Annotated in this window: 21 protein-coding genes and 7 pseudogenes; 18 read left to right on the top strand and 10 right to left on the bottom strand. The window is 51.3% G+C overall.

Annotated elements, in window-relative coordinates; all coding sequences use genetic code 11:
• Positions 1–3 precede the first annotated feature (3 nt).
• Together mepM and lpxM are read left to right on the top strand one after the other, a co-directional pair.
• Positions 4–1,323, top strand: coding sequence for a murein DD-endopeptidase MepM (gene mepM, locus J4650_RS04270; RefSeq protein ID WP_023993329.1), 1,320 nt, complete (start codon positions 4–6; stop codon positions 1,321–1,323).
• Positions 1,324–1,439: 116 nt separating this feature from the next.
• Positions 1,440–2,411 (top strand): lauroyl-Kdo(2)-lipid IV(A) myristoyltransferase, encoded by a 972-nt coding sequence (lpxM, locus tag J4650_RS04265; RefSeq protein WP_000448401.1) that lies wholly within the window; start codon positions 1,440–1,442, stop codon positions 2,409–2,411.
• A gap of 72 nt (positions 2,412–2,483) precedes the next feature.
• On the opposite strand, the gene pyk is transcribed toward lpxM, so the two are convergent.
• On the bottom strand, positions 2,484–3,926 hold the full coding sequence (gene pyk, locus J4650_RS04260) for a pyruvate kinase (protein ID WP_000091156.1): 1,443 nt from the start codon (positions 3,924–3,926) through the stop codon (positions 2,484–2,486).
• A 123-nt stretch (positions 3,927–4,049) separates the two neighbouring features.
• Positions 4,050–4,919, bottom strand: coding sequence for a MurR/RpiR family transcriptional regulator (locus J4650_RS04255; RefSeq protein ID WP_001056719.1), 870 nt, complete (start codon positions 4,917–4,919; stop codon positions 4,050–4,052).
• A gap of 341 nt (positions 4,920–5,260) precedes the next feature.
• On the opposite strand from J4650_RS04255, the gene zwf reads away from it, so the two are divergent.
• The 3 genes from zwf (at position 5,261) to kdgA (ending at position 9,461) form a co-directional block, all read left to right on the top strand.
• Positions 5,261–6,736, top strand: coding sequence for a glucose-6-phosphate dehydrogenase (gene zwf, locus J4650_RS04250; RefSeq protein ID WP_000301711.1), 1,476 nt, complete (start codon positions 5,261–5,263; stop codon positions 6,734–6,736).
• Between the two features lie 234 nt (positions 6,737–6,970).
• Positions 6,971–8,782, top strand: coding sequence for a phosphogluconate dehydratase (gene edd, locus J4650_RS04245; RefSeq protein WP_001069113.1), 1,812 nt, complete (start codon positions 6,971–6,973; stop codon positions 8,780–8,782).
• Between the two features lie 37 nt (positions 8,783–8,819).
• Complete coding sequence (gene kdgA / locus J4650_RS04240; RefSeq protein ID WP_000800494.1) at positions 8,820–9,461, top strand: bifunctional 4-hydroxy-2-oxoglutarate aldolase/2-dehydro-3-deoxy-phosphogluconate aldolase; 642 nt, start codon at positions 8,820–8,822, stop codon at positions 9,459–9,461.
• Between the two features lie 99 nt (positions 9,462–9,560).
• Here kdgA and purT read toward each other — a convergent pair whose 3' ends face one another.
• Positions 9,561–10,739 carry a formate-dependent phosphoribosylglycinamide formyltransferase gene (gene purT, locus J4650_RS04235; protein WP_000173429.1) on the bottom strand — a complete coding sequence of 393 codons (1,179 nt, stop codon included), beginning with the start codon at positions 10,737–10,739 and terminating at the stop codon, positions 9,561–9,563.
• A gap of 130 nt (positions 10,740–10,869) precedes the next feature.
• On the opposite strand from purT, the gene yebG reads away from it, so the two are divergent.
• The 4 genes from yebG to ptrB all read left to right on the top strand — a co-directional run bounded on the left by yebG (position 10,870) and on the right by ptrB (position 14,599).
• Positions 10,870–11,160 (top strand): DNA damage-inducible protein YebG, encoded by a 291-nt coding sequence (gene yebG / locus J4650_RS04230; RefSeq protein ID WP_000257723.1) that lies wholly within the window; start codon positions 10,870–10,872, stop codon positions 11,158–11,160.
• A 67-nt stretch (positions 11,161–11,227) separates the two neighbouring features.
• A complete protein-coding gene (gene yebF, locus J4650_RS04225) occupies positions 11,228–11,581 on the top strand; it encodes a protein YebF (RefSeq protein ID WP_001042123.1) in 354 nt (117 codons plus the stop codon).
• Positions 11,582–11,674: 93 nt separating this feature from the next.
• The gene (locus J4650_RS04220) at positions 11,675–12,334 is read left to right on the top strand and encodes a tellurite resistance TerB family protein (RefSeq protein WP_023993328.1); all 660 of its coding nucleotides are present in this window, start codon (positions 11,675–11,677) and stop codon (positions 12,332–12,334) included.
• A gap of 213 nt (positions 12,335–12,547) precedes the next feature.
• Positions 12,548–14,599, top strand: a complete 2,052-nt coding sequence (gene ptrB, locus J4650_RS04215; protein ID WP_000936990.1) for an oligopeptidase B — start codon at positions 12,548–12,550, stop codon at positions 14,597–14,599.
• A gap of 34 nt (positions 14,600–14,633) precedes the next feature.
• Here the strand turns inward: ptrB and exoX are convergent, their stop codons facing one another.
• From exoX to J4650_RS04200, 3 genes are all read right to left on the bottom strand, one after another.
• Positions 14,634–15,332, bottom strand: a complete 699-nt coding sequence (gene exoX, locus J4650_RS04210; protein WP_000944278.1) for an exodeoxyribonuclease X — start codon at positions 15,330–15,332, stop codon at positions 14,634–14,636.
• A gap of 23 nt (positions 15,333–15,355) precedes the next feature.
• Entirely contained in the window at positions 15,356–16,012 is a 657-nt protein-coding gene (locus J4650_RS04205; protein WP_000100256.1) for a nitrilase-related carbon-nitrogen hydrolase, read from the bottom strand.
• 107 nt (positions 16,013–16,119) lie between these two features.
• On the bottom strand, positions 16,120–16,350 hold the full coding sequence (locus J4650_RS04200) for a DNA polymerase III subunit theta (protein WP_000856224.1): 231 nt from the start codon (positions 16,348–16,350) through the stop codon (positions 16,120–16,122).
• 137 nt (positions 16,351–16,487) lie between these two features.
• Here J4650_RS04200 and yobA point away from each other — a divergent pair, with 137 nt between their 5' ends.
• From yobA to J4650_RS04185, 3 genes are read left to right on the top strand one after another with little or no spacing between them, the layout of a single operon-like run.
• Positions 16,488–16,862, top strand: coding sequence for a CopC domain-containing protein YobA (gene yobA / locus J4650_RS04195; protein WP_000168393.1), 375 nt, complete (start codon positions 16,488–16,490; stop codon positions 16,860–16,862).
• Positions 16,863–17,738 (top strand): copper homeostasis membrane protein CopD, encoded by an 876-nt coding sequence (gene copD, locus J4650_RS04190; RefSeq protein WP_000979694.1) that lies wholly within the window; start codon positions 16,863–16,865, stop codon positions 17,736–17,738.
• A gap of 16 nt (positions 17,739–17,754) precedes the next feature.
• Positions 17,755–18,108, top strand: coding sequence for a YebY family protein (locus J4650_RS04185; protein ID WP_000722368.1), 354 nt, complete (start codon positions 17,755–17,757; stop codon positions 18,106–18,108).
• A 402-nt stretch (positions 18,109–18,510) separates the two neighbouring features.
• Here J4650_RS04185 and J4650_RS04180 read toward each other — a convergent pair.
• Positions 18,511–19,404 (bottom strand): annotated as a pseudogene (locus J4650_RS04180) (tyrosine-type recombinase/integrase); the annotation flags it as partial.
• Positions 19,405–19,667: 263 nt separating this feature from the next.
• Positions 19,668–20,129: pseudogene (locus J4650_RS22755) on the bottom strand (DNA breaking-rejoining protein); the annotation flags it as partial.
• On the opposite strand from J4650_RS22755, the pseudogene J4650_RS04170 reads away from it, so the two are divergent.
• A pseudogene (locus tag J4650_RS04170) lies at positions 20,118–20,309 on the top strand (glycoside hydrolase family 19 protein); the annotation flags it as partial. The pseudogenes J4650_RS22755 and J4650_RS04170 sit on opposite strands and share 12 nt — an antisense overlap.
• A 53-nt stretch (positions 20,310–20,362) precedes the next feature.
• Positions 20,363–20,896 carry a DUF2514 domain-containing protein gene (locus tag J4650_RS04165; protein WP_001050883.1) on the top strand — a complete coding sequence of 178 codons (534 nt, stop codon included), beginning with the start codon at positions 20,363–20,365 and terminating at the stop codon, positions 20,894–20,896.
• Positions 20,897–21,152: 256 nt separating this feature from the next.
• Here the strand turns inward: J4650_RS04165 and J4650_RS04160 are convergent, their stop codons facing one another.
• On the bottom strand, positions 21,153–21,320 hold the full coding sequence (locus tag J4650_RS04160) for a lytic enzyme (RefSeq protein WP_000789529.1): 168 nt from the start codon (positions 21,318–21,320) through the stop codon (positions 21,153–21,155).
• Positions 21,321–21,627: 307 nt separating this feature from the next.
• Here J4650_RS04160 and J4650_RS04155 point away from each other — a divergent pair.
• The 4 pseudogenes from J4650_RS04155 to J4650_RS22740 all read left to right on the top strand — a co-directional run.
• Positions 21,628–21,888: pseudogene (locus J4650_RS04155) on the top strand (DUF1441 family protein); the annotation flags it as partial.
• 1 nt (position 21,889) lies between these two features.
• Positions 21,890–22,105 (top strand): annotated as a pseudogene (locus tag J4650_RS22750) (tail fiber protein); the annotation flags it as partial.
• 9 nt (positions 22,106–22,114) lie between these two features.
• Positions 22,115–22,402: pseudogene (locus J4650_RS22745) on the top strand (macro domain-containing protein); the annotation flags it as partial.
• A 12-nt stretch (positions 22,403–22,414) separates the two neighbouring features.
• Positions 22,415–22,926 (top strand): annotated as a pseudogene (locus tag J4650_RS22740) (tail fiber assembly protein); the annotation flags it as partial.
• Positions 22,927–23,022: 96 nt separating this feature from the next.
• Here J4650_RS22740 and J4650_RS04145 read toward each other — a convergent pair.
• Positions 23,023–23,223, bottom strand: a complete 201-nt coding sequence (locus J4650_RS04145; RefSeq protein WP_010989029.1) for a PagK family vesicle-borne virulence factor — start codon at positions 23,221–23,223, stop codon at positions 23,023–23,025.
• Between the last annotated feature and the right edge of the window lie 157 nt (positions 23,224–23,380).

The following is a 23,380-nucleotide window of genomic DNA, read 5'->3' as shown; positions in this document are numbered from 1 at the left end:
TACGTGCAACAGATAGCCCGCTCTGTCGCCCTGGCATTTAATAATCTGCCCCGACCCCACCGCGTTATGCTGGGGTCACTTACCGTTCTGACACTGGCCGTCGCCGTATGGCGGCCCTATGTTTACCACCCAGAATCCGCACCAATCGTTAAAACTATTGAACTGGAGAAAAGCGAGATTCGTTCCCTCTTACCGGAGGCCAGCGAACCCATCGATCAGGCCGCGCAGGAAGATGAAGCTATTCCTCAGGATGAGCTGGACGATAAAACCGCAGGCGAAGTCGGCGTCCATGAATACGTCGTCTCCACAGGCGATACGTTAAGCAGCATTCTGAATCAGTACGGCATCGATATGAGCGATATTAGCCGACTTGCCGCTTCTGATAAGGAGCTGCGCAATCTGAAAATTGGCCAACAGCTTTCCTGGACACTGACCGCCGATGGCGATTTACAGCGTCTGACATGGGAAGTCTCCCGCCGTGAAACGCGTACCTACGATCGCACTGCCAACGGTTTTAAAATGAGCAGTGAAATGCAGCAGGGGGACTGGGTTAACAGTCTGCTGAAAGGTACGGTAGGGGGTAGCTTTGTCGCCAGCGCGAAAGAGGCCGGTTTAACCAGCAGCGAAATCAGCGCAGTGATAAAAGCCATGCAGTGGCAGATGGATTTTCGCAAGCTGAAAAAGGGCGATGAATTTTCGGTTCTGATGTCGCGCGAGATGCTGGATGGCAAGCGTGAACAGAGTCAGTTGTTGGGCGTGCGGATGCGTTCCGATGGTAAAGATTACTACGCCATTCGCGCCGCTGACGGTAAATTCTATGACCGTAACGGTGTTGGCCTGGCGAAAGGCTTTTTACGCTTCCCGACCGCCAAACAGTTCCGCATCTCCTCCAACTTCAATCCGCGCCGTCTGAACCCGGTTACTGGACGCGTTGCGCCGCATCGTGGCGTTGACTTTGCGATGCCGCAGGGTACGCCGGTGCTGTCGGTGGGGGATGGCGAGGTCGTGGTCGCTAAACGTAGCGGCGCTGCCGGTTACTACATTGCGATTCGTCATGGACGCACCTACACCACACGTTACATGCACTTGCGTAAGCTGCTGGTGAAACCGGGGCAAAAAGTGAAACGTGGCGATCGTATTGCGCTTTCTGGTAACACCGGGCGTTCCACAGGGCCGCATCTGCATTATGAGGTATGGATCAACCAGCAAGCCGTTAACCCTCTGACAGCAAAATTGCCGCGCACGGAAGGTCTGACGGGGTCAGATCGTCGTGAATACCTGACACAGGTGAAAGAGGTTCTGCCGCAACTGCGCTTCGATTAACAAATGCGCTGACAGAGCCGGTACGCGATGTGTGCCGGCTTTTTTGTTTTGTGTGAGACGCAGACGTCGCTACACTATTCACAATTCCTTTTCGCGTCAGCAGACCCTGGAAAAGCATGGAAACCAAAAAAAATAATAGTGAGTATATCCCTGAATTCGAAAAATCCTTTCGCTATCCGCAGTATTGGGGCGCCTGGTTGGGCGCGGCGGCAATGGCGGGGATCGCATTAACACCGGCATCATTCCGCGACCCTTTGCTGGCGACGCTGGGGCGTTTTGCCGGACGGCTGGGGAAGAGTTCTCGTCGCCGGGCGCTAATTAATCTGTCATTGTGCTTTCCGCAGCGTAGCGAAGCTGAACGCGAAGCGATTGTCGATGAGATGTTCGCCACCGCGCCACAGGCAATGGCGATGATGGCTGAGTTGGCGATGCGCGGTCCGAAAAAAATTCAACAGCGTGTTGACTGGGAAGGTCTGGAAATCATTGAGGAGATGCGTCGTAACGACGAAAAAGTCATTTTTCTCGTACCGCATGGCTGGGGCGTCGACATTCCAGCCATGCTGATGGCCTCTCAGGGGCAAAAAATGGCGGCGATGTTTCATAATCAGGGTAATCCGGTTTTTGACTATATCTGGAACACAGTGCGTCGGCGTTTCGGCGGACGTTTGCATGCGCGTAATGACGGGATTAAACCCTTTATTCAGTCTGTTCGTCAGGGCTACTGGGGTTACTACCTGCCGGACCAGGATCACGGCCCGGAGCATAGTGAATTCGTTGATTTCTTTGCGACATACAAAGCGACGCTGCCTGCAATTGGTCGGCTGATGAAAGTGTGCCGCGCACGCGTGATACCGCTTTTCCCGGTGTATAATGGTAAAACGCATCGCCTGACTATCCAGATTCGCCCGCCAATGGACGATCTGCTCACGGCTGACGACCACACTATCGCCAGACGGATGAACGAAGAGGTCGAAATTTTTGTCGGCCCGCATCCGGAACAGTACACCTGGATCCTGAAGCTGCTCAAAACCCGCAAGCCAGGCGAGATTCAGCCGTATAAGCGTAAAGATCTTTATCCTATCAAATAAATAAAGCCTCTCGTAAGAGAGGCTTTATGCTGACAAACCCTGTACTACCTGATGAACAGGCGTGGAGGAGTTTTACTCAACGGTCAAAATACGCGTGGTATTGGTTGAACCGACGGTGCTCATGACATCGCCCTGAGTCACGATAACCAGGTCGCCGGAAACCAGATACCCTTTATCGCGCAGCAGATTAACAGCTTCATGCGCCGCGACAACGCCATCAGCCGCGCTATCAAAATGCACTGGCGTTACTCCGCGGTAGAGCGCGGTCAGGTTCAGCGTGCGTTCATGGCGCGACATGGCGAAAATCGGCAGGCCGGAGCTGATACGGGAAGTCATTAGCGCGGTACGACCGGATTCCGTCATGGTGATGATCGCGGTAACACCTTTCAGATGGTTTGCCGCATACATCGCAGACATGGCAATGGCTTCTTCAACGTTGTCGAACTGCACGTCGAGACGGTGTTTAGACACATTGATGCTGGGGATTTTTTCTGCGCCCAGGCAGACGCGCGCCATTGCGGCAACGGTTTCAGAAGGATACTGACCGGCTGCGGTTTCGGCAGACAGCATAACCGCATCCGTGCCATCCAGGACGGCGTTCGCCACGTCCATCACTTCCGCACGGGTCGGCATCGGGTTGGTGATCATCGACTCCATCATCTGCGTTGCGGTGATGACTGCGCGGTTTAGCTGACGCGCACGGCGAATCAGCGCCTTCTGGATACCAACCAGCTCCGGATCGCCGATTTCAACGCCCAGGTCGCCACGTGCGACCATCACAACGTCAGAGGCCAGAATGATATCGTCCATGGCGTTTTGATCGCATACCGCTTCGGCGCGTTCGACCTTAGCCACAATTTTCGCGTCGCAGCCGGCGTCGCGCGCCAGGCGGCGTGCATAGTTCAGATCTTCGCCGCAGCGCGGGAAGGATACGGCCAGATAGTCAACGCCTATCAGCGCAGCGGTTTGAATATCGGCTTTATCTTTTTCGGTCAGCGCTTCAGCAGAAAGTCCGCCGCCGAGCTTGTTAATGCCTTTATTGTTAGACAGCGGGCCGCCGACGGTGACCTCGGTAAAGACTTTCATGCCCTGGACTTCAAGCACTTTCAACTGCACTCGACCATCGTCAAGCAGCAGGATATCGCCAGGAACGACGTCTGCCGGCAACCCTTTGTAATCAATGCCGACTTTTTCTTTATCGCCTTCGCCTTTACCCAGGTTAGCGTCTAACAGAAATTTATCCCCGATATTGAGGAACACTTTGCCTTCTTTAAAAGTGGAAACGCGAATTTTTGGCCCTTGCAGGTCGCCTAAAATAGCCACATGACGCCCCAATTTGGCGGCAATCTCACGGACTTTATCAGCACGCATTTTATGATCTTCCGGCGAGCCGTGAGAGAAGTTCATACGTACTACGTTTGCGCCCGCGGCGATAACCTTCTCAAGGTTGTTATCGCGGTCAGTTGCCGGGCCTAACGTGGTAACGATTTTGGTTCTGCGAAGCCTTCTGGACATGTAATACTCCGTTGACTAAAACAACTTGGTGTTGCGTGAACATTGATCCGGTCGTTCTGAAACCTTAACGGTATAAAATGAACGTCCCCGGATGACGAAAAGGGTAGAACATTGTTATTGCTTTTAGCGGTCATCACTCCTGATGAGTAATTCTTTATCAAAACGCGATTCCTTGAGCGCTTCCTTGACACGCTTCAAGTTATCTCTGAATTTCGCCCCGCGACGCAAAGTAAATCCCGTTGCCAGCACATCTATCACGGTCAGCTGAGCAAGTCGAGAGACCATGGGCATATAAATGTCTGTATCTTCCGGTACGTCGAGGGTAATGGCCAGCGTGGCTTCGCGCGCCAGCGGCGTTCCAGCGGAGGTCAGGGCGATCACCATCGCATCGTTTTCCCGCGCCAACTGCGCCAGTTCCACCAGGCTCTTGGTTCTGCCAGTATGCGAAATGAGCACGACGACGTCATCATCGTTACAATTCATACAGCTCATCCGTTGCAGCACGATATCGTCGGAGTAAATCACCGGCACATTGAAGCGAAAAAACTTATTCATGGCGTCATGCGCGACCGCGGCGGAGGAACCAAGGCCAAAAAAGGCGATTTTTTTTGCCTGGGTCAGTAAATCGACGGCGCGGTTGACGGCCGATTTATCCAGCGACTGACGAACATGGTCGAGACTGGCCATGGCGGACTCGAAGATTTTTCCTGTATAGGCCTCGACGCTGTCATCTTCATCCACATTGCGATTAACATAGGGGGTGCCATTTGCCAGACTTTGCGCCAGATGCAGTTTAAAATCAGGAAAGCCGCGGGTATTCATGCTGCGACAGAAACGGTTCACCGTTGGCTCGCTAACGTTAGCTTCCTGGGCCAGCATGGCAATGCTTAAGTGAATCGATCTGCCTGGGGCGGCCAGAATAACATCGGCGACTTTTCGTTCAGATTTGCTTAAATGTTCCAGTTGAGACTGGACTTTTTCCAGCATATTCATGATTAGCAAGGCTCATGGGTATTAGCGATTTCAATGATGCGCGAAACCGAACGCGTTTTGTTAGATATTACTCCTGGCGACTGCCGAAGGGGGCAAAATGGCTAAAAAAGGTGTCGTTTTTTTTCATTACATGACCGACGTCGGATTTTAAGTTCCAGCTTGTGTGGAAAAGCGACAATTTTATTAGGCGTTTTGCCGATTATATTGCCAATCAAACGCCGGTTCACCTATGAAAAGGCGTTTACGGTTTCCGTAATCTCGTAAAAGCAGTACAGTGCTGTGTAATAAAATTACAACGATATCCTGGCTAAAGTACCAGGAGATTAACTGAGGAGAATGACATGGCGGTAACGCAAACAGCCCAGGCATGTGACCTGGTCATTTTCGGCGCGAAAGGCGACCTGGCGCGCCGGAAACTGCTGCCTTCCCTGTATCAGCTTGAGAAAGCCGGCCAGATCCATCCGGATACCCGGATCATTGGGGTGGGGCGCGCGGACTGGGATAAAGAAGCTTATACCCACGTCGTGCGTGAGGCGCTGGAAACCTTCATGAAGGAAAAAATTGATGAAGGCTTGTGGGATACGCTGAGCGGCCGTCTGGATTTTTGTAATCTTGACGTTAACGATACGCCTGCGTTCAGTCGCCTGGGCGATATGCTGGATCAAAAAAACCGCACCACCATTAACTATTTTGCGATGCCGCCCAGCACCTTTGGCGCTATTTGCAAAGGGTTAGGAGAGGCTAAACTCAACGCCAAACCGGCGCGCGTCGTGATGGAAAAACCGTTGGGTACTTCGCTGGCGACCTCGCGTGAGATTAACGATCGGGTCGGCGAATACTTTGAAGAGTGCCAGGTATATCGTATCGACCACTATCTGGGTAAAGAAACGGTTCTCAACCTGCTGGCGCTGCGTTTTGCCAACTCGTTATTCGTTAATAACTGGGATAACCGCACTATCGATCACGTTGAGATTACCGTAGCGGAAGAGGTGGGGATTGAAGGGCGCTGGGGATACTTTGACCAGGCCGGTCAGATGCGCGATATGATCCAGAACCACTTGCTGCAAATTCTCTGCATGATTGCCATGTCACCGCCGTCTGACCTGAGCGCCGACAGTATTCGCGATGAAAAAGTCAAAGTGTTGAAATCGCTGCGCCGTATTGATCGCTCCAACGTGCGTGAAAAAACGGTTCGTGGTCAATACACCGCGGGCTTTGCGCAGGGGCAAAAGGTGCCGGGCTATCTGGAAGAAGAGGGCGCGAATAAAAGCAGCAACACCGAAACGTTCGTCGCGATCCGCGTCGACATCGATAACTGGCGTTGGGCGGGCGTGCCATTCTATCTGCGCACCGGCAAGCGTCTGCCAACTAAGTGCTCTGAAGTCGTGGTTTATTTCAAGACGCCTGAACTGAACCTCTTTAAAGAGTCCTGGCAAGACCTGCCGCAGAACAAATTGACGATTCGCCTGCAGCCGGATGAAGGCGTAGATATTCAGGTGCTTAACAAAGTACCGGGGCTGGATCATAAGCATAATCTGCAGATCACGAAGCTTGATCTGAGCTACTCCGAGACCTTTAATCAGACGCACCTGGCGGATGCATATGAGCGCCTGCTGCTGGAAACGATGCGTGGCATTCAGGCGCTGTTTGTCCGCCGTGACGAAGTGGAAGAAGCCTGGAAGTGGGTGGACTCCATTACCGAAGCATGGGCGATGGACAACGACGCGCCGAAGCCGTATCAGGCGGGCACCTGGGGACCGGTAGCGTCCGTGGCGATGATTACCCGTGACGGTCGTTCGTGGAATGAGTTTGAGTAAATTTGCCACTCACTCTTAGGTGGTATTTTACCGGTAACATGATCTAACACAGATTGTAGAATCATTTTTGCACTTTTAAGCCTCGTGTGGATTCACCTGCGAGGCTTTTTTTATTACACTGCCTGAAACGATTTTGCCCCATTATCACCGGACATCATGTATTTCACTGTCTTTCCACATTGATGAAACGCATGGTAAACCCGGTAGCCGGACAGATAAATTTCAGGAGCCTCTATGAATCCTAATTTGTTACGCGTAACACAGCGTATTGTCGAACGCTCGCAGCAGACCCGAGAAGCCTATCTTGCCCGCATTGAGCAGGCGAAAACCGCCACCGTCCACCGATCTCAACTGGCCTGCGGCAACCTGGCGCATGGCTTCGCCGCCTGTCAGCCAGAGGACAAAGCCTCGCTGAAAAGTATGTTGCGCAATAATATCGCCATTATTACCTCCTACAATGACATGCTCTCTGCGCATCAACCGTATGAACATTATCCGCAGATTATTCGTCAGGCCCTGCATTCCGTGAATGCGGTAGGTCAGGTCGCAGGCGGCGTACCGGCAATGTGCGATGGCGTTACGCAAGGGCAGGATGGCATGGAGTTGTCATTACTCAGCCGCGAAGTGATAGCGATGTCGGCAGCAGTAGGCCTCTCTCACAATATGTTTGACGGCGCGTTATTCCTCGGCGTATGCGACAAAATCGTTCCGGGGCTGGCGATGGCCGCGCTCTCTTTTGGTCATTTACCCGCGATTTTTGTTCCGTCAGGCCCGATGGCGAGCGGCCTGCCGAATAAAGAAAAAGTCCGTATTCGTCAGCTATATGCGGAAGGAAAAGTTGACAGAATGGCGCTGCTGGAGTCGGAAGCCGCCTCTTACCATGCGCCGGGCACCTGTACATTTTACGGCACCGCCAACACCAACCAGATGGTGGTGGAGTTTATGGGAATGCAGTTGCCGGGTTCTTCGTTTGTGCATCCGGATGCGCCGCTGCGCGAGGCATTGACTGCCGCTGCCGCACGTCAGGTAACACGTCTTACCGGCAACGGCAATACGTGGATGCCGCTCGGTAAAATGATCGACGAAAAAGTCGTGGTGAACGGCATTGTCGCGCTGCTGGCTACCGGCGGTTCCACCAACCACACCATGCATCTGGTTGCAATGGCGCGCGCGGCGGGCATTCTGATCAACTGGGATGACTTCTCGGATTTGTCGGAAGTGGTTCCGTTGATGGCGCGTCTGTACCCGAACGGTCCGGCGGACATTAACCACTTCCAGGCGGCGGGCGGCGTACCGGTATTGATGCGTGAGCTGCTCAATGCCGGATTGCTGCACGAAGACGTTAATACTGTCGCAGGCTTCGGCCTGAAACGCTATACGCTGGAGCCCTGGCTCAACAACGGCGAGCTGGACTGGCGTGAAGGCGCGGAAAGGTCACTGGATAACGATGTCATTGCCTCTTTTGATAAGCCGTTCTCTCCTCACGGCGGTACTAAGGTGCTAAGCGGTAATCTGGGGCGCGCAGTAATGAAGACGTCTGCGGTACCGGTTGAAAACCAGATCATTGAAGCGCCTGCCATGGTATTTGAAAGTCAGCATGATGTGCTGCCTGCGTTTGACGCGGGTCTGCTTGATCGGGATTGTGTCGTTGTCGTGCGTCATCAGGGACCAAAAGCGAATGGAATGCCAGAATTACATAAACTCATGCCGCCACTTGGTGTATTATTGGACCGCCGTTTCAAAATCGCGTTAGTTACTGATGGACGACTTTCAGGCGCTTCGGGTAAAGTGCCTTCAGCTATCCACGTAACGCCGGAAGCCTACGATGGCGGCTTACTGGCAAAAGTGCGCGATGGCGACATCATTCGCGTGAATGGGCAGACAGGTGAGTTAACTCTGCTGGTCGACGAGGCGGAACTTGCCGCTCGTCAGCCTCATATTCCGGACCTGAGCGCGTCGCGCGTCGGAACGGGGCGTGAGTTGTTTGGCGCGCTGCGCGAAAAGCTGTCGGGTGCGGAGCAGGGCGCAACCTGTATCACTTTTTAAGATGACACACTAGTAATCAGGCGAGAGAAGAATTCCGATGAAAAACTGGAAAACAAGTGCAGAAGCAATCCTGACCACTGGCCCGGTTGTCCCGGTCATTGTAGTCAATAAACTGGAGCACGCGGTGCCGATGGCTAAAGCGCTGGTGGCCGGGGGCGTTCGCGTTCTGGAAGTGACTTTACGTACGGCCTGCGCGATGGATGCTATTCGCGCTATCGCTAAAGACGTGCCGGAAGCGATTGTCGGCGCCGGAACCGTTCTCAATCCGCAGCAGTTGGCGGAGGTGACGGAAGCGGGCGCGCAGTTTGCGATTAGCCCGGGACTGACTGAGCCACTGCTGAAAGCCGCGACGGCAGGCACTATCCCATTGATTCCCGGTATTAGCACCGTTTCTGAACTGATGTTGGGCATGGACTATGGTCTGAAAGAGTTCAAATTCTTCCCGGCGGAAGCGAATGGCGGCACTAAAGCGTTGCAGGCGATTGCCGGTCCGTTCTCTCAGGTACGTTTCTGCCCAACCGGCGGCATCTCTCCGGCAAACTATCGTGACTATCTGGCGCTGAAAAGCGTGTTGTGCATCGGCGGTTCCTGGCTGGTGCCGGCCGACGCGCTGGAAGCGGGTGATTACGATCGCATCACCAAACTGGCGCGCGAAGCGGTAGAAGGCGCGAAGCAGTAAGCCGTTAAATGCCCGATGGCGCTCGCTTATCGGGCTTACGAGTGGCGATCAGGCAGGTCTGATAAAAATGCGCTAACGTCGCCATCAGGCGATGGCGCATTAGCCTTTTACCGTCACGCGGCTGGCGGCCTTTTTCGCTCTTATCACCGCTTCTTCAACGTTTTCACCTGTCGCTAACGCTACACCAAGACGACGGCTGCCGTCGATCTCAGGCTTACCAAACAGCCGTACCTGCACTCCGGCTCCTACCGCCGCGTGTACATTATCAAACGTCACATTTTGACTGGTAAGCTGCGGCAGAATCACGGCCGAGGCAGCGGGACCATACTGGCGAATAGCGCCTACGGGCATTCCCAGAAAGGCGCGCACATGCAGCGCAAACTCAGAGAGATCCTGAGAAATCAACGTGACCATTCCGGTATCGTGCGGGCGAGGGGAGACTTCGCTGAAAATGACTTCATCGCCACAGACGAAGAGTTCAACGCCGAACAGACCATGACCGCCTAACGCCAGTACCACATGACGAGCAATCTCTTGCGCCCGCTTCAGCGCCAGTTCGCTCATCTGCTGTGGCTGCCAGGATTCGCGATAGTCGCCATCTTGCTGACGATGACCGACCGGCGCGCAGAAATGCACGCCATCGACGGCGCTAACGGTGAGCAGCGTAATTTCAAAATCAAATTTAACCACGCCTTCCACAATCACGCGACCCGCGCCAGCGCGTCCGCCCTGTTGAGCATACTCCCATGCCTGCGCGAGCTGTTCGGCCGAGCGGATAAAGCTCTGGCCTTTGCCGGAAGAGCTCATGACCGGTTTGACGATGCAAGGAAAACCCACTGCGGCTACCGCATCATGAAAACTGGCCTCACTGTCGGCAAAGCGATACGTCGATGTCGGCAGTCCTAATTCTTCTGCGGCCAGGCGACGGATCCCTTCGCGGTTCATCGTGAGCTGCGTTGCACGGGCGCAAGGCACGACATTCAGCCCTTCGCCCTCCAGCTCGCGCAGCGTATCGGTGGCGATCGCTTCTATTTCCGGCACGATATAATGCGGTTTTTCCTCTGTAATCACATGACGTAGCGCCTCGCCGTCCAGCATATTAATGACGTGTGAACGGTGAGCCACATGCATGGCGGGAGCATCAGGATAGCGATCGACGGCGATAACCTCGATCCCCAGGCGTTGGCATTCAATCGCCACCTCTTTTCCTAATTCTCCTGCCCCTAATAACATCACTCGCGTTGCTGCCGGACGCAGCGCAGTGCCTAATAGCGTCATATTTCTGTCCCCTTATTTACCTGCGCGCAGTATATACGAAAACGTTTGCGTATGTCTTTTCGAATAAATTGCTTTTCTTGCTGCCTTGCAATATACTGTATATAAACACAGGTAAATAAGGGGCTGCAAAATGGCGGTTGAAGTTAAATACGTAGTCATTCGCGAGGGTGAGGAGAAGATGTCATTTACCAGTAAAAAGGAAGCCGACGCCTGGGACAAAATGCTCGATACTGCCGATCTTCTTGATACCTGGCTTGAGCAGTCGCCAGTCGTGCTGGAAGATGGGCAGCGCGAAGCGTTGTCGCTGTGGCTGGCGGAACATAAAGAGGTGTTAAGCACTATCCTCAAAACCGGTAAGTTGCCTTCTCCGCAGGCGGTTGAAAAGGACGCCGCGAGTAAAACGAAAAAGCAAGCCGCCTGAACCCACACTTGCGCTCCCGGCGTTTTGTACCATGCTTTTCCTGAATCATTGTGCTAAGGAGAAAAGTATGAATAAAAGAGGAGCGTTGTTGAGCCTGCTGTTGTTATCCGCCAGCGTATCGGCATTTGCGGCATCCACCGAGAGTAAATCGGTTAAGTTTCCGCAGTGCGAAGGGCTGGATGCCGCCGGGATTGCGGCAAGCGTGAAGCGCGACTACCAGCAAAATCGTATCGTGCGGTGGGCCGACGACCAAAAAAAGGTCGGGCAGGCTGACCCGGTCGCGTGGGTTAATGTGCAGGACGTTGTGGGTCAAAATGATAAATGGACAGTTCCGCTAACTGTTCGCGGTAAAAGCGCCGATATTCATTATCAGGTCATCGTTGATTGCAAAGCCGGCAAGGCGGAATATAAGCCCCGCTAGCAGCGTAATTTGCGCTTCTTTTGCCGGAACAGACAATTCCTGACATCCCCTCAGGTACGCTTGACCATTATTGGTCTGTATTTGAGGGGTACTATGGCTAACTGGTTGAACCAATTACAATCACTTCTTGGGCAAAAAGGCGCTTCCGCATCGCCTTCCGGTGAACAGGGGTTAAATAAACTGCTGGTTCCCGGCGCGCTGGGCGGTCTGGCTGGACTGTTGGTCGCCAATAAGTCTTCGCGCAAATTATTAACCAAATACGGTACTGGCGCTTTGCTGGTGGGCGGCGGCGCGGTGGCGGGTTCCGTATTGTGGAATAAGTACAAAGATAAAGTACGCGCCGCGCATCAGGGGGAGCCGCAATTCGGCAGCCAAAGTACGCCGCTGGATGTTCGCACTGAGCGACTGATCCTGGCGCTGGTTTTTGCTGCAAAAAGCGATGGGCATATTGATGCCAAAGAACGCGCGGCGATTGAGCACCAACTGCGAGAATCAGGTGTTGAAGAGCAAGGGCGTGTGTTTATCGAAAAAGCTATTGAGCAGCCGCTTGATCCACAACGTCTGGCACAGGGCATTCGCAATGAAGAAGAAGCCCTGGAAATCTACTTCCTGAGCTGCGCCGCCATTGATATTGACCACTTTATGGAACGTAGCTATCTGAATGCGTTAGGAGACGCGCTAAAAATTCCTCAGAAGGTTCGGGACGGTATCGAGCAGGACTTGCAGCAGCAAAAACAGGCGCTACCAGGCTGATAACCTGCCATTAAGTAACATGTTTCGCTTGCATCATGCGTGTCTTTTGCCACCCTTATAGGATGGATAGTTTACGTCATTCATGTTGCAAGATAGCGGCGAAGCAGTGACATCTCAGGCGCTTACCGAGGTGAGCGGACCGGGACTACCATGCTAAGCCGCTGTGTTTGCCGCGTGATATATAACAAATATTAACGCAAAAGAAAAAACGACATGTTGCCAAAAGCCAATCGAATTCCCTATGCCATGACCGTACATGGCGATACGCGCATTGATAATTATTACTGGCTGCGAGATGACACTCGCTCGCAGCCGGAAGTCCTTGATTACCTGCATCAGGAAAATGAGTATGGCCGGAAGGTCATGTCCTCTCAGCAGGCGTTACAGGACCGCATTCTAAAAGAAATTATCGATCGCATCCCGCCCAGAGAAGTTTCCGCTCCGTATGTGAAAAACGGCTATCGCTACCGTTATATCTATGAACCCGGCTGCGAATATGCCATCTATCAACGACAATCGGCGTTAAGCGAAGAGTGGGATGTGTGGGAAACCTTGCTCGATGCGAACCAGCGGGCCGCGCACAGCGAATTTTATACGCTCGGCGGACTTGCCATTACGCCGGATAATACCATCATGGCGCTGGCAGAAGATTATTTATCCCGTCGTCAGTATGGGTTGCGTTTTCGTAATCTCGAAAGCGGTAACTGGTATCCGGAACTGCTGGATAACGTTGCGCCTGAATTTGTCTGGGCCAATGATTCCCTGACCCTTTACTATGTGCGTAAGCATAAGAAGACGCTGCTGCCCTATCAGGTTTGGCGGCACACGATTGGCACTCCGTCATCGCAAGATGAACTGGTATATGAAGAGAAAGACGATACCTTTTATGTCAGCCTGCATAAAACCACTTCGCAGCATTATGTGGTGATTCATCTTGCCAGCGCCACCACTAGCGAAGTGCTATTACTTGACGCGGAACTGGCCGATGCCGAGCCGTTTTCATTTTTACCGCGCCGCAAAGACCATGAATATAGTCTCGATCACTATCAACATAAGTTTTACCTGCGCTCTAACCGAAACGGTAAAAACTTTGGGTTGTACCGTACCCGCGTGCGCAATGAAAACGCCTGGGAAGAGCTGATCCCTCCGCGCGAGCATATTATGCTGGAAGGGTTTACCCTGTTTACCGACTGGTTAGTTGTAGAAGAGCGTCAACGGGGGCTTACCAGCTTGCGGCAAATTAACCGTAAAACCCGTGAAGTGATAGGCATCGCCTTTGACGATCCGGCTTACGTGACGTGGCTTGCCTATAATCCCGAACCTGAGACCTCCCGGCTGCGTTACGGCTATTCTTCAATGACGACGCCAGATACCTTGTTTGAACTGGATATGGATACCGGAGAACGACGGGTACTTAAACAGACGGAAGTGCCTGGGTTTGATTCTGGCTGTTATCAGAGCGAACACCTGTGGATCACTGCACGCGACGGCGTCGAAGTGCCGGTATCGCTGGTTTATCATCAGAAGTATTTTCGTAAAGGGCAAAATCCGCTTCTGGTTTACGGTTACGGATCTTACGGTTCCAGTATTGACGCCGACTTCAGCAGCAGCCGACTGAGTTTGCTGGATCGTGGCTTTGTTTACGCAATCGTACACGTTCGCGGCGGCGGTGAGCTGGGGCAGCAGTGGTATGAAGATGGTAAATTCCTCAAAAAGCGGAATACTTTTAATGACTATCTTGATGCCTGCGATGCCTTATTAAAACTGGGTTACGGTTCGCCGTCGCTGTGTTATGGGATGGGCGGGAGCGCGGGCGGAATGCTAATGGGCGTCGCTATCAACGAACGCCCCGAGCTTTTCCACGGCGTTATTGCCCAGGTACCCTTTGTTGATGTATTAACCACGATGCTGGATGAGTCGATCCCACTAACGACAGGAGAGTTTGAAGAGTGGGGGAACCCGCAGGATATTGAGTATTATGACTATATGAAAAGCTATAGTCCTTATGACAATGTCAAAGCGCAGGACTATCCGCACCTGCTGGTGACGACAGGATTGCACGACTCCCAGGTGCAATACTGGGAACCGGCGAAGTGGGTGGCAAAATTACGCGAGCTAAAAACGGACCAACGTCTGCTGCTGTTATGTACGGATATGGACTCCGGGCACGGTGGTAAGTCGGGGCGGTTTAAATCCTACGAAGGCGTCGCGCTGGAATTCGCCTTTTTAATCGGCCTGGCGCAGGGAACATTACATAGCGCATAGACGCGCGCCCGCAACGGCTTGTGAGCGTCGCGGGTTATTGTGGTGTTCCATTGCTGCGTTGCTCGCCAGCCTGAACATCTTCCAGGTAGTGTTTAAGCGTCAGGCGAAGTTCCGGGCTCATATTATCAAGGTTATTAAAAAGCCAGCGTAAATAGCCCGGATCGCGTTTTGCGACTTCAGATACCGCCTTACCGCGGTATTTACCGAACGGGAAAGTGGTTAACAGCGCAGGACGGCCCGTGATATTGACCATTTCTTCCGCGGTCCAGCCGGTGGTTTGCATAATATCAATCAGCAAGGCGGCGGTGATATAGCAATCATAAAGCGCCCGGTGATGATGCAGCCCCGGTGGCGTTTGTACGCTTAGTTTGCGCGATTTATAGAGCGCCATATTGCTGTATTTTATTCCCGGCCACAGGCGTCGCGACAACTTCATGGTACAGATCCACTCACCCGGCAATTCAGGTAATACGCGTCTGTCGAAACTGGCATTGTGAGCGACATACCACTCACTACCGTAATAAAGCGGTATGACATCTTCAATCCACGGCTTATCGGCGACCATGGCTTCGGTAATACGGTGTATCGCCATCGCCTGCGGCGTAATAGGGCGATCGGGGCGTATCAGGTGACTCATAGGATTGACAATGTTGCCATCAATGACATCTACAGAGGCTATCTCTACGATCCCGCCCTGCAGCCCGCAGGTTTCCGTGTCTATAATCCGCAACATGATTCATTCCTCACCGAAAGACCTTAGCGTAATGGAATGATATCGCCTTGCCAACCCTCCGTTGTGCGCAGGCCCGTCAGTAATAGCGAACCGCAATCGGCACGAACTATAAGTTGCCCGCTTTCATCCCACAGCGCGCTACTGCCACAGGCATTGGCCATCAGTACGGCCAGCGCATATTTATGCGAAAAACGTTGTAAGCGTGAGGTAGAAGCATGTAGTTCAGGTTCGTTAAGACATTGACTGGTTGTGAATAACGTAAATGAGGGATCTATATCACCACCTTCTGGCTGCTCATCCACCACGTTGATAGCGCTTCGCTGCCTGGCAATACAGGCGCCATGACTTTTGTGAAACATGAGCGGCGACGCTAGCCATGGGGCAAAAATAGCGATGCCTTTTACGAAGCGGCAGTTATGCTCAACAGGCATACCCACAATGATAGTCATATGGTGGGTATCGGCCGCATGAGTGAGCGGCTGTAAAAGCGCCTCGTCAGGCGGGGCGGGCAACGATTTATTCCTTTCGTCGCAGCCTAATAGCGACAGTGATGGAAAGACCAGCAGTTCGCACTGTTGACGAGCCGCAAGCTCAATATATTCCAGATGATGGGCGACATGCTCCGCCGGCGAGGCGTTCAGGGGCGCATACTGCGCAGCAGCAATTTTCCAGGAGGACATAATGACTTCCTTTTCATAGTCTCTACAGCCATTCTAAAAAGCATAGGTTAAGAATCGCCTTATAATGTAGTCGTCTGCATGTAAGGAAGTGTAACGTTATATAATTTTTATTTAACTTTGGGTTCGTAAGGGAGTCGGGATAGTGATACGGAAGCCAGACGATGGGCAATCAGCCGCTCGCGAAACCAGGCGCGTAGGTGCTCTGGCTGCTCACGTTCGACCGCCTCCGCGACAACTGGCATATTGTAGCGCTCTTTAAATGCCACCCCGGCTGCCGCCAGGTCCACATTGACTTTATCCATTTCCGCTTGTTCAAGCTGAGCCAGATTCGTTTTCATACGCGTCTCCTTTTTTGTTGCCGCCAGAAGGTACTAAGAGTCCGCGGTAATGGCAAGATGGAAATGATGATCCTCGACTCATTGATTGTTGAAGGTTATTCTTTGTAACGTAGGTATAACAAAAAGGAATAGTGAATATGGCTTCTTCTGCACCATCGCGACGTTTAGCTTTACTGCTGCTGGCATCGACATTTGCGACGCCAGCGGCCTGGGCACATGCGCACCTGACGCATCAGTATCCAGCGGCGAATGCTGCCGTTACGGCCTCGCCACAGGCGCTGACCCTGAACTTTTCTGAAGGGATTGAGCCAGGGTTCAGCGGCGCAACCATTACTGGCCCTCAGCAAGAGCTCATCAAAACGCGCCCGGCAAAGCGAAATGAACAGGATAAAACGCAGTTGATTATCCCGCTTGAGCAGCCGTTAAAATCTGGCGCTTACACGGTAGACTGGCACGTTGTGTCGGTGGATGGACATAAAACAAAAGGGAAATACACCTTCAGCGTGAAATAAATGATGCTGACATTCGTCTGGATAACTCTCCGATTTATTCATTTTGCTAGTTTGATGCTGGTCTACGGCTGCGCGCTTTACGGCGCCTGGCTGGCACCCGCATCAATTCGTCGTTTAATGACGCGTCGATTTTTACATCTGCAACGACATGCCGCCGCCTGGAGCGTTATCAGCGCGGCTTTTATGCTGGCGATTCAGGGCGGACTGATGGGCGGCGGCTGGCCCGATGTTTTTTCCGTCTCGGTGTGGGGCGCGGTACTGCAAACCCGCTTTGGTGCGGTCTGGATATGGCAAATTATCCTCGCGCTGGTCACGCTGGCGGTGGTAGTCATTGCGCCGGTAAAAATGCAACGACGGCTTCTTATTCTCACCGTTGCTCAGTTTATCCTGCTGGCAGGCGTTGGACATGCGACGATGCGCGACGGTGTAGTGGGAACATTACAGCAGATTAACCATGCTCTGCATTTACTCTGTGCCGCAGCCTGGTTTGGTGGGCTGTTGCCAGTGGTTTATTGTATGCGCATGGCTCAGGGACGCTGGCGTCAACATGCTATTAGCGCCATGATGCGTTTTTCTCGTTATGGTCACTTTTTTGTGGCGGGCGTATTGCTCACAGGCATTGGCAACACGCTATTTATCACGGGATTTACCGCTATCTGGCAGACCACCTATGGACAGTTGCTTTTGTTAAAATGTGCGCTGGTCGTGCTTATGGTAGCAATTGCGCTGACGAATCGGTATGTTCTCGTACCACGTATGCGACAGGAAAATCCCCGGACTGACCTATGGTTTGTCAGGATGACGCAAATTGAATGGGGAGTTGGAGGCATAGTTCTGGCGATCGTCAGCCTGTTTGCAACTCTCGAACCTTTTTGATGGACTGGCATAACGAATGAAAAAAATACTCCTTCCGGCGCTTCTGCTGGCCACTTCGGGCGTAGCGTTGGCGGCGCCGCAGGTGATTACCGTAAGTCGTTTTGAAGTAGGAAAAGACAAGTGGGCGTTTAATCGGGAAGAGGTCATGTTGACCTGTCGGCCTGGCCAGGCGCTCTATGTGATCAACCCCAGTACGCTGGTGCAGTATCCCTTGAATGCCATTGCCGAACAGCAAGTAGCGGAGGGTAAAACGCGTGCTCAGCCTATTGCCGTCATTCAAATCGATAACCCGGCGAAGCCCGGTGAGAAAATGAGTCTGGCGCCGTTTATCGAACGTGCGCAAAAGCTTTGTGATCCATCCAATAGCTGACTGATTTTTAATAAAAAACCGTAAACCTTCACGAAAAGGCTTACGGTTTTTTTATCTCTGATGACAGACAATACGCCAGGTTTTTTCAATCACCTTCGTCACAAACTGGAAAACCTGGCGTCGTCATCTATTCTTAAAGGGCAAGGCGATTTAGCCTGCATTAATGCCAACTTTTAGCGCACGGCTCTCTCCCAAGAGCCATTTCCCTGGACCGAATACAGGAATCGTATTCGGTCTCTTTTTATTTTTCTTATAAATCAGTTAATTAAAATCAATGATCCGAAATTTTTCCGAATTTCTGTATTCCGGTCTTTTTGGTTATATCACAATCAAATTAAATTTAACATTTATTTCACAACAAAAATTGGAGTATTAGAGCATCATATAAGCTTTATCATCACGCTAATCGAGATAGAGTTTCGTGGTGTTCGCTGATGTGTGGCCCAGGAGTTTTTGGGCGAACACCTCGCCGTGCTCGTTTTTGTACAGCCGCCCGGCCAGACTTCGGATCTCGTGAAATGTCGGTGGATTATTGCTGAAGTTAACGCCGGAGGCTTTTCTTGCTTTTACAAATGTCTTTGTCAGCCCATCCGGGTGAATATTCCCGGTCGGGCTATTTTTCCTGATTCCTGCACTGATCATGAAATCAGTTCTGCTTACCAGCCGGCAGCGATCGATAACCGTTCCCAGACGTAACCCTGGTGCCTCAAGGGTCAGGGATAGGGGAATGGCTATTTTCATTCCGGTTTTAATCTGAGTTACGTATAAGCGGTTGTCAAAAACATCACTAAATTTCATATTTACGATATCCTCCCTACGTTGACCAGTAACCAGCGCGAGATCCATCGCAAGAGAAAACCACACAGGCAGATGTTCTGCCGCCGTCCGCGTGGCGTTATATGTTTCCAGTTGCAGGCGTTCCCTGGCAACCTTAATCTCTGGTATCCGGGTTGCTTCCACCGGGTTTTTCACAATATGCCCTTCGACAATAGCCTCTCTGAACATGTCAGATAGAACTGATCTCATTGCTCCCGCCATAGTGTTTTTTCCCTCGGTTATCCACGACTCAAGAAACTTGGCAATGTGCCGGGTTGTTACTTCTGCCAGTATTATTTCTCCCATTTTTTCGCGTACGGTCGCTAATTGATTACTGCGAATCTTGTAGGTATTAACCGACAGATTCCGGCGCTGTAATAAAACCTCATAGCGATCAATCCATGCGGACACAGTGAATGAGTCCGTTCCTTTTAGTTTTTCAATAAGCGCCACTGGCGTGTGGTTTTGCGCTATGAAGTTGTACCTGATCCACCGTCCGTTGTAATTTCCTGTCCTGTATCGCCAGCCGTTTCCTGCTGGTTGCTCTCTTTCGGCGTTTCTCCATCTCTTTCTGTTCTGGCTTCCGTTTTTTCGGTCTGGTTTGAGGGGGGCAGGAATAGCGCTGATACATCGAAAGTCCCGTCCGCGTTTCTGGTGACAGCCTCCGGCTCTGCTGCTGGTTGTTTTCCCTCCGGCACCACTTCTTCTTTTTCACCCTGATTTGAGGCGCTGTAATTGTTATAAACCCACCTCGGATCGTTCGGGTCGCTGATGTCTTCGACATATTCACCGCGCGCGGCTGCCAGTTGTTTACCAACATCAACCGGGTTTTTGGGTGGAATGTTTTTACGTGCTTCGTGCAGTTCTGCCCGTATTTTCTGGTAGCCTGCTTCTGTCTGGCTTACAGGTGGTTCATTCTCCAGCGGCTGTGGGTCCGGAGGATGTTCAGTTGTGTCCTGTTCCACTGCTTCAGGCGTTGCTGGTTCATCTGCCAGTTCGCCTGTCGGTTGCTGTTTTTCTTCATCACACTGAAATCTCCCTGCCTCAATATCCCGCAGACATTTGCCCGCCTGACTAAGCCTTGCTGCATTTTCTTCATGGGTTGTTGGGGGGTTATCAGGCACATATTCGTACCAGTCCGGATCGCGAACGCCATGAACGGCAAGAAAGCTTTCGCACCACGTTCGGCGAAGATCAGGATTACCGGGCTGGAGAATTACACCAGATGTGGCGTTGCACTGAAACTGGATCTAGTGGCGAATCCAGGACAGCTTGAGCTAGAACGTCATGCCGCCCGATCCGCAGCGTGGCTTTTTGTGACTAAAGGGTGTCTGAAATATTCCGGCGACCTGGTACGTGTTACGCAGATCATCAACGGAGGGTAGAACGGCATCGGTGATCGGCGGGAGCGCTTTGAGAAAGCAAAATCGGTGCTGGTATGAATCTGTTATCTGCTCTTCTGAAAAGATACTGGTTGCAGCTGGTGTTTATTTTGCTGATGGCTGGTGCGTTTATCGCCGGTAATGTCTGGAGTGACAGGGGCTGGCAAAAAAAATGGGCAGATCGCGACAGCGCTGAATCCTCTCAGGAAGTCAACGCCCAGACCGCCGCCCGTATTATTGAACAGGGCCGCGTTATTGCCCGTGATGAGGCTGTGAAAGATGCACAAGCGCAAGCCGCTAAATCTGCTGCCACTGCTGCTGGCCTGTCTGCCACTGTTAGCCAGCTGCGTACCGAAGCAAAAAAACTTGCCACCCGCCTGGACGCCGCAAAGCACACCGCAAATCTTGCCGCTGCCGTCAGAAGCAAAACAACCAACGCCGACGCCAGAATGCTTGCCAACATGCTCGGAGATATTGCAGAAGAAGCTAAACATTATGCTGGAATCGCTGACGAGCGCTACCGGGCAGGAATGACGTGTGAACGAGTATATGATTCGGTGAGAGAGTCAAATAATTACAGGAGGCATTGAAACTCCCCCTGTAATATTGCTGTAAAAAAGTGACTACATATCATCAGATGGAACCAGATGAATAAGAACAGGTTTTTCACCAGATGAAACTGATAAGTACTCACTCAGTTTTGATATAGCTGAAATCTGTCTGAATAACCTGTCGGGGTGCTGGAATAACAACTTTCCGGAAATTCTTCTGCAATGGATTTTACTTTTAGTGACCATTCGCCTCCTTATCTGTAGAGGTGGGTAACGAATTTAAAAAGCATTCTGCTTACTTAGGGGGAACATCCTGATGACTGCCTGCAATATTGCAAATTCCATTTTCATTGAATGAACCACCTGAATCAAGGCACTCATCTTCCATCAGGAATTTCTGCGACCACATACCTGCATAAAAAACGATAATAATGGCTACGATAATAGTGATGATGTTTTTCATTTATGTTCTCTGTGTGTTGTTATTGAAAATGATAATCAATATCGCAAAATGAAATAAATAATCATTAAGTGGTAGTTGTTGATAATTGTTCGTATTTTAAAAAGGTACTCCCGGCGGGGCGGTCTGCCACGGGGCGGCAGCGGCGCGGGATTTGGCGCATTTTTGATTTTTCATGCATCATCATCATGTTGTAACTCTCTGTTTTAATGTCATTTATTTTTAAAAGATGATGGTTTGTATGTTTTTTGTTCGTTATATTTTGTTTTTCCGGGCGAGGGCGCGCTAAGAAACAGCCCCAGAGGTAAAAATGGACGGCGAACTGAAGAACCTCAAATGCAATATCTGTCAGCTTGCCGCTATTACAGGGTTACATCGACAGACGGTTGTCAGTCGCCTCTCGGGCGTTCCCCTGGCACTGGGAAGCAATGAAAAAAACAAGCTGTATCTCCTGACGGATGTGATCCGCGTACTGATGGAAACGCCCGTTTCCCAGGCTGCTGAACATCAGGACCCGAATAAAATGACTCCAAAAGAGCGTAAGAACTGGTTTGACTCCGAAAAGGGGCGTTAATACCACGGGCAATCATACTAACCAGTTCGGCGGTTATATCAACTCATACTGGGGAGATTCCAATCACACTTCATTTCAGCTAGGAGGTGGTGCGTGGACACAGGCCGCTGGCGACCATGCGCATACAGTTTATATCGGAGGACACGAGCACACCATGTATATCGGTCCACACGGACACGTCGTTATTGTGGACGCAGACGGTAATGCGGAAACCTTTGGTCTTATGGACGGCGGTGTGGATGCTGCTATTACGGCATATTTCGGGTCGCAATTACAGGAACGGGTACAGCAAAATATCATCCGTGAATACCTGGGGGAACAGCCCGTCGGCACCGCCTTTGTTACTGAAACGGGTAACAGTAAACATCCGTGGCTGGTTCACGCCCCGACGATGCGCGTTCCGCTGATTATTGACGGCACCGACGCGGTTTATAATGCAACACGGGCTGCGTTACTGGCAATTTTTCAGCACAATAAAAGCGCCGGAGAAGACCGGAAAATTACATCTGTTGCATTACCTGCAATGGGGGCCGGATGTGGTCAGGTCCCCCCGGACAGCGTCGCCCGGCAAATTGTACTGATATAGCCCCTCCTGATATTCCCTCCAGTCATATTGCTGTTTTTGACGCTGAAACCCAAACGTGGAGTCTGCAGGAGGATCACCGCGGCGAGACGGTTTACGACACAACAACCGGCAATCAGGTTTATATCTCCGATCTTGGTCCGCTACCTGAAAACGTCACATCAGTTTCACCAGGTGGTGGATACAAAAAATGGGATAGTAAGGCTCAGGTCTGGATGAATGATGAAGCTGCGGAGGCCGCAGCCAGACTTCGTGAAGCTGAAGGAACGAAAAACAGACTCCTGCAAATAGCGTCTGAAAAAATCGCGCCGTTACAGGATGCAGTGGATCTGGACAAAGCAACCAATAAAGAAAAAGCTTCTCTTCTGGCATGGAGAAAGTACCGGGTACAGGTAAACCGTGTTGATACTTTAAAGCCTGTCTGGCCGGAGAAACCAGCCAGTAGTTTATAATTTGTCAGGAAAGCTCAGGCCTTATTTATAGCAAATATGAAGAAGGCCTGTCTGTCATAACTGATATGGTTACTGGTTAGTATATTAAATTTATACTCAATAACCTCTACACATTTTAAACCAATCTTCAGGGAAGGGTATGCCAGCAGGCCAAAGATTACACCACTTTTGAGGCATTGGCTTAATTGTTTCTTCTTTTTTATGATCTTGAGAGTCTGCCGCTATTGTAAGAGCAGGATATAGTGAAGATGGTAATATTAAAACCATTGCTAAAAATACGCTCTTGACGTGTTTCATAATATGTTACCTGTTAAATTGTGGCACACTATCCTTACGGTTACAGCATCCTTTACTATAGATATTAAACGTTATTCATTACCATCAGGTGAGTAAATAAAAACCATTTATAAAATATTTAACTTAAATAAAAATGATAAGCACTATTATATTTTAT

Source organism: Salmonella sp. 32120201201600049SM, from assembly GCF_017572835.1.
In the GTDB taxonomy this organism is placed as follows: domain Bacteria; phylum Pseudomonadota; class Gammaproteobacteria; order Enterobacterales; family Enterobacteriaceae; genus Salmonella; species Salmonella enterica.
Note: the sequence above shows the minus strand (reverse complement) of the source record. Positions and strands in the feature narration are given on the sequence as shown.

Coding starts and splice junctions, on each gene's coding strand:
- yebG (WP_000257723.1), top strand. CDS start 10,870: ATGGCGGTTGAAGTTAAATACGTAGTCATTCGCGAGGGTGAGGAGAAG.
- yobA (WP_000168393.1), top strand. CDS start 16,488: ATGGCTTCTTCTGCACCATCGCGACGTTTAGCTTTACTGCTGCTGGCA.
- ptrB (WP_000936990.1), top strand. CDS start 12,548: ATGTTGCCAAAAGCCAATCGAATTCCCTATGCCATGACCGTACATGGC.
- edd (WP_001069113.1), top strand. CDS start 6,971: ATGAATCCTAATTTGTTACGCGTAACACAGCGTATTGTCGAACGCTCG.
- exoX (WP_000944278.1), bottom strand. CDS start 15,332: ATGTTGCGGATTATAGACACGGAAACCTGCGGGCTGCAGGGCGGGATC.
- yebF (WP_001042123.1), top strand. CDS start 11,228: ATGAATAAAAGAGGAGCGTTGTTGAGCCTGCTGTTGTTATCCGCCAGC.
- copD (WP_000979694.1), top strand. CDS start 16,863: ATGATGCTGACATTCGTCTGGATAACTCTCCGATTTATTCATTTTGCT.
- zwf (WP_000301711.1), top strand. CDS start 5,261: ATGGCGGTAACGCAAACAGCCCAGGCATGTGACCTGGTCATTTTCGGC.
- J4650_RS04160 (WP_000789529.1), bottom strand. CDS start 21,320: ATGAAAAACATCATCACTATTATCGTAGCCATTATTATCGTTTTTTAT.
- lpxM (WP_000448401.1), top strand. CDS start 1,440: ATGGAAACCAAAAAAAATAATAGTGAGTATATCCCTGAATTCGAAAAA.
- J4650_RS04200 (WP_000856224.1), bottom strand. CDS start 16,350: ATGAAAACGAATCTGGCTCAGCTTGAACAAGCGGAAATGGATAAAGTC.
- kdgA (WP_000800494.1), top strand. CDS start 8,820: ATGAAAAACTGGAAAACAAGTGCAGAAGCAATCCTGACCACTGGCCCG.
- J4650_RS04145 (WP_010989029.1), bottom strand. CDS start 23,223: ATGAAACACGTCAAGAGCGTATTTTTAGCAATGGTTTTAATATTACCA.
- J4650_RS04185 (WP_000722368.1), top strand. CDS start 17,755: ATGAAAAAAATACTCCTTCCGGCGCTTCTGCTGGCCACTTCGGGCGTA.
- J4650_RS04165 (WP_001050883.1), top strand. CDS start 20,363: ATGAATCTGTTATCTGCTCTTCTGAAAAGATACTGGTTGCAGCTGGTG.
- purT (WP_000173429.1), bottom strand. CDS start 10,739: ATGACGCTATTAGGCACTGCGCTGCGTCCGGCAGCAACGCGAGTGATG.
- pyk (WP_000091156.1), bottom strand. CDS start 3,926: ATGTCCAGAAGGCTTCGCAGAACCAAAATCGTTACCACGTTAGGCCCG.
- J4650_RS04220 (WP_023993328.1), top strand. CDS start 11,675: ATGGCTAACTGGTTGAACCAATTACAATCACTTCTTGGGCAAAAAGGC.
- J4650_RS04255 (WP_001056719.1), bottom strand. CDS start 4,919: ATGAATATGCTGGAAAAAGTCCAGTCTCAACTGGAACATTTAAGCAAA.
- J4650_RS04205 (WP_000100256.1), bottom strand. CDS start 16,012: ATGTCCTCCTGGAAAATTGCTGCTGCGCAGTATGCGCCCCTGAACGCC.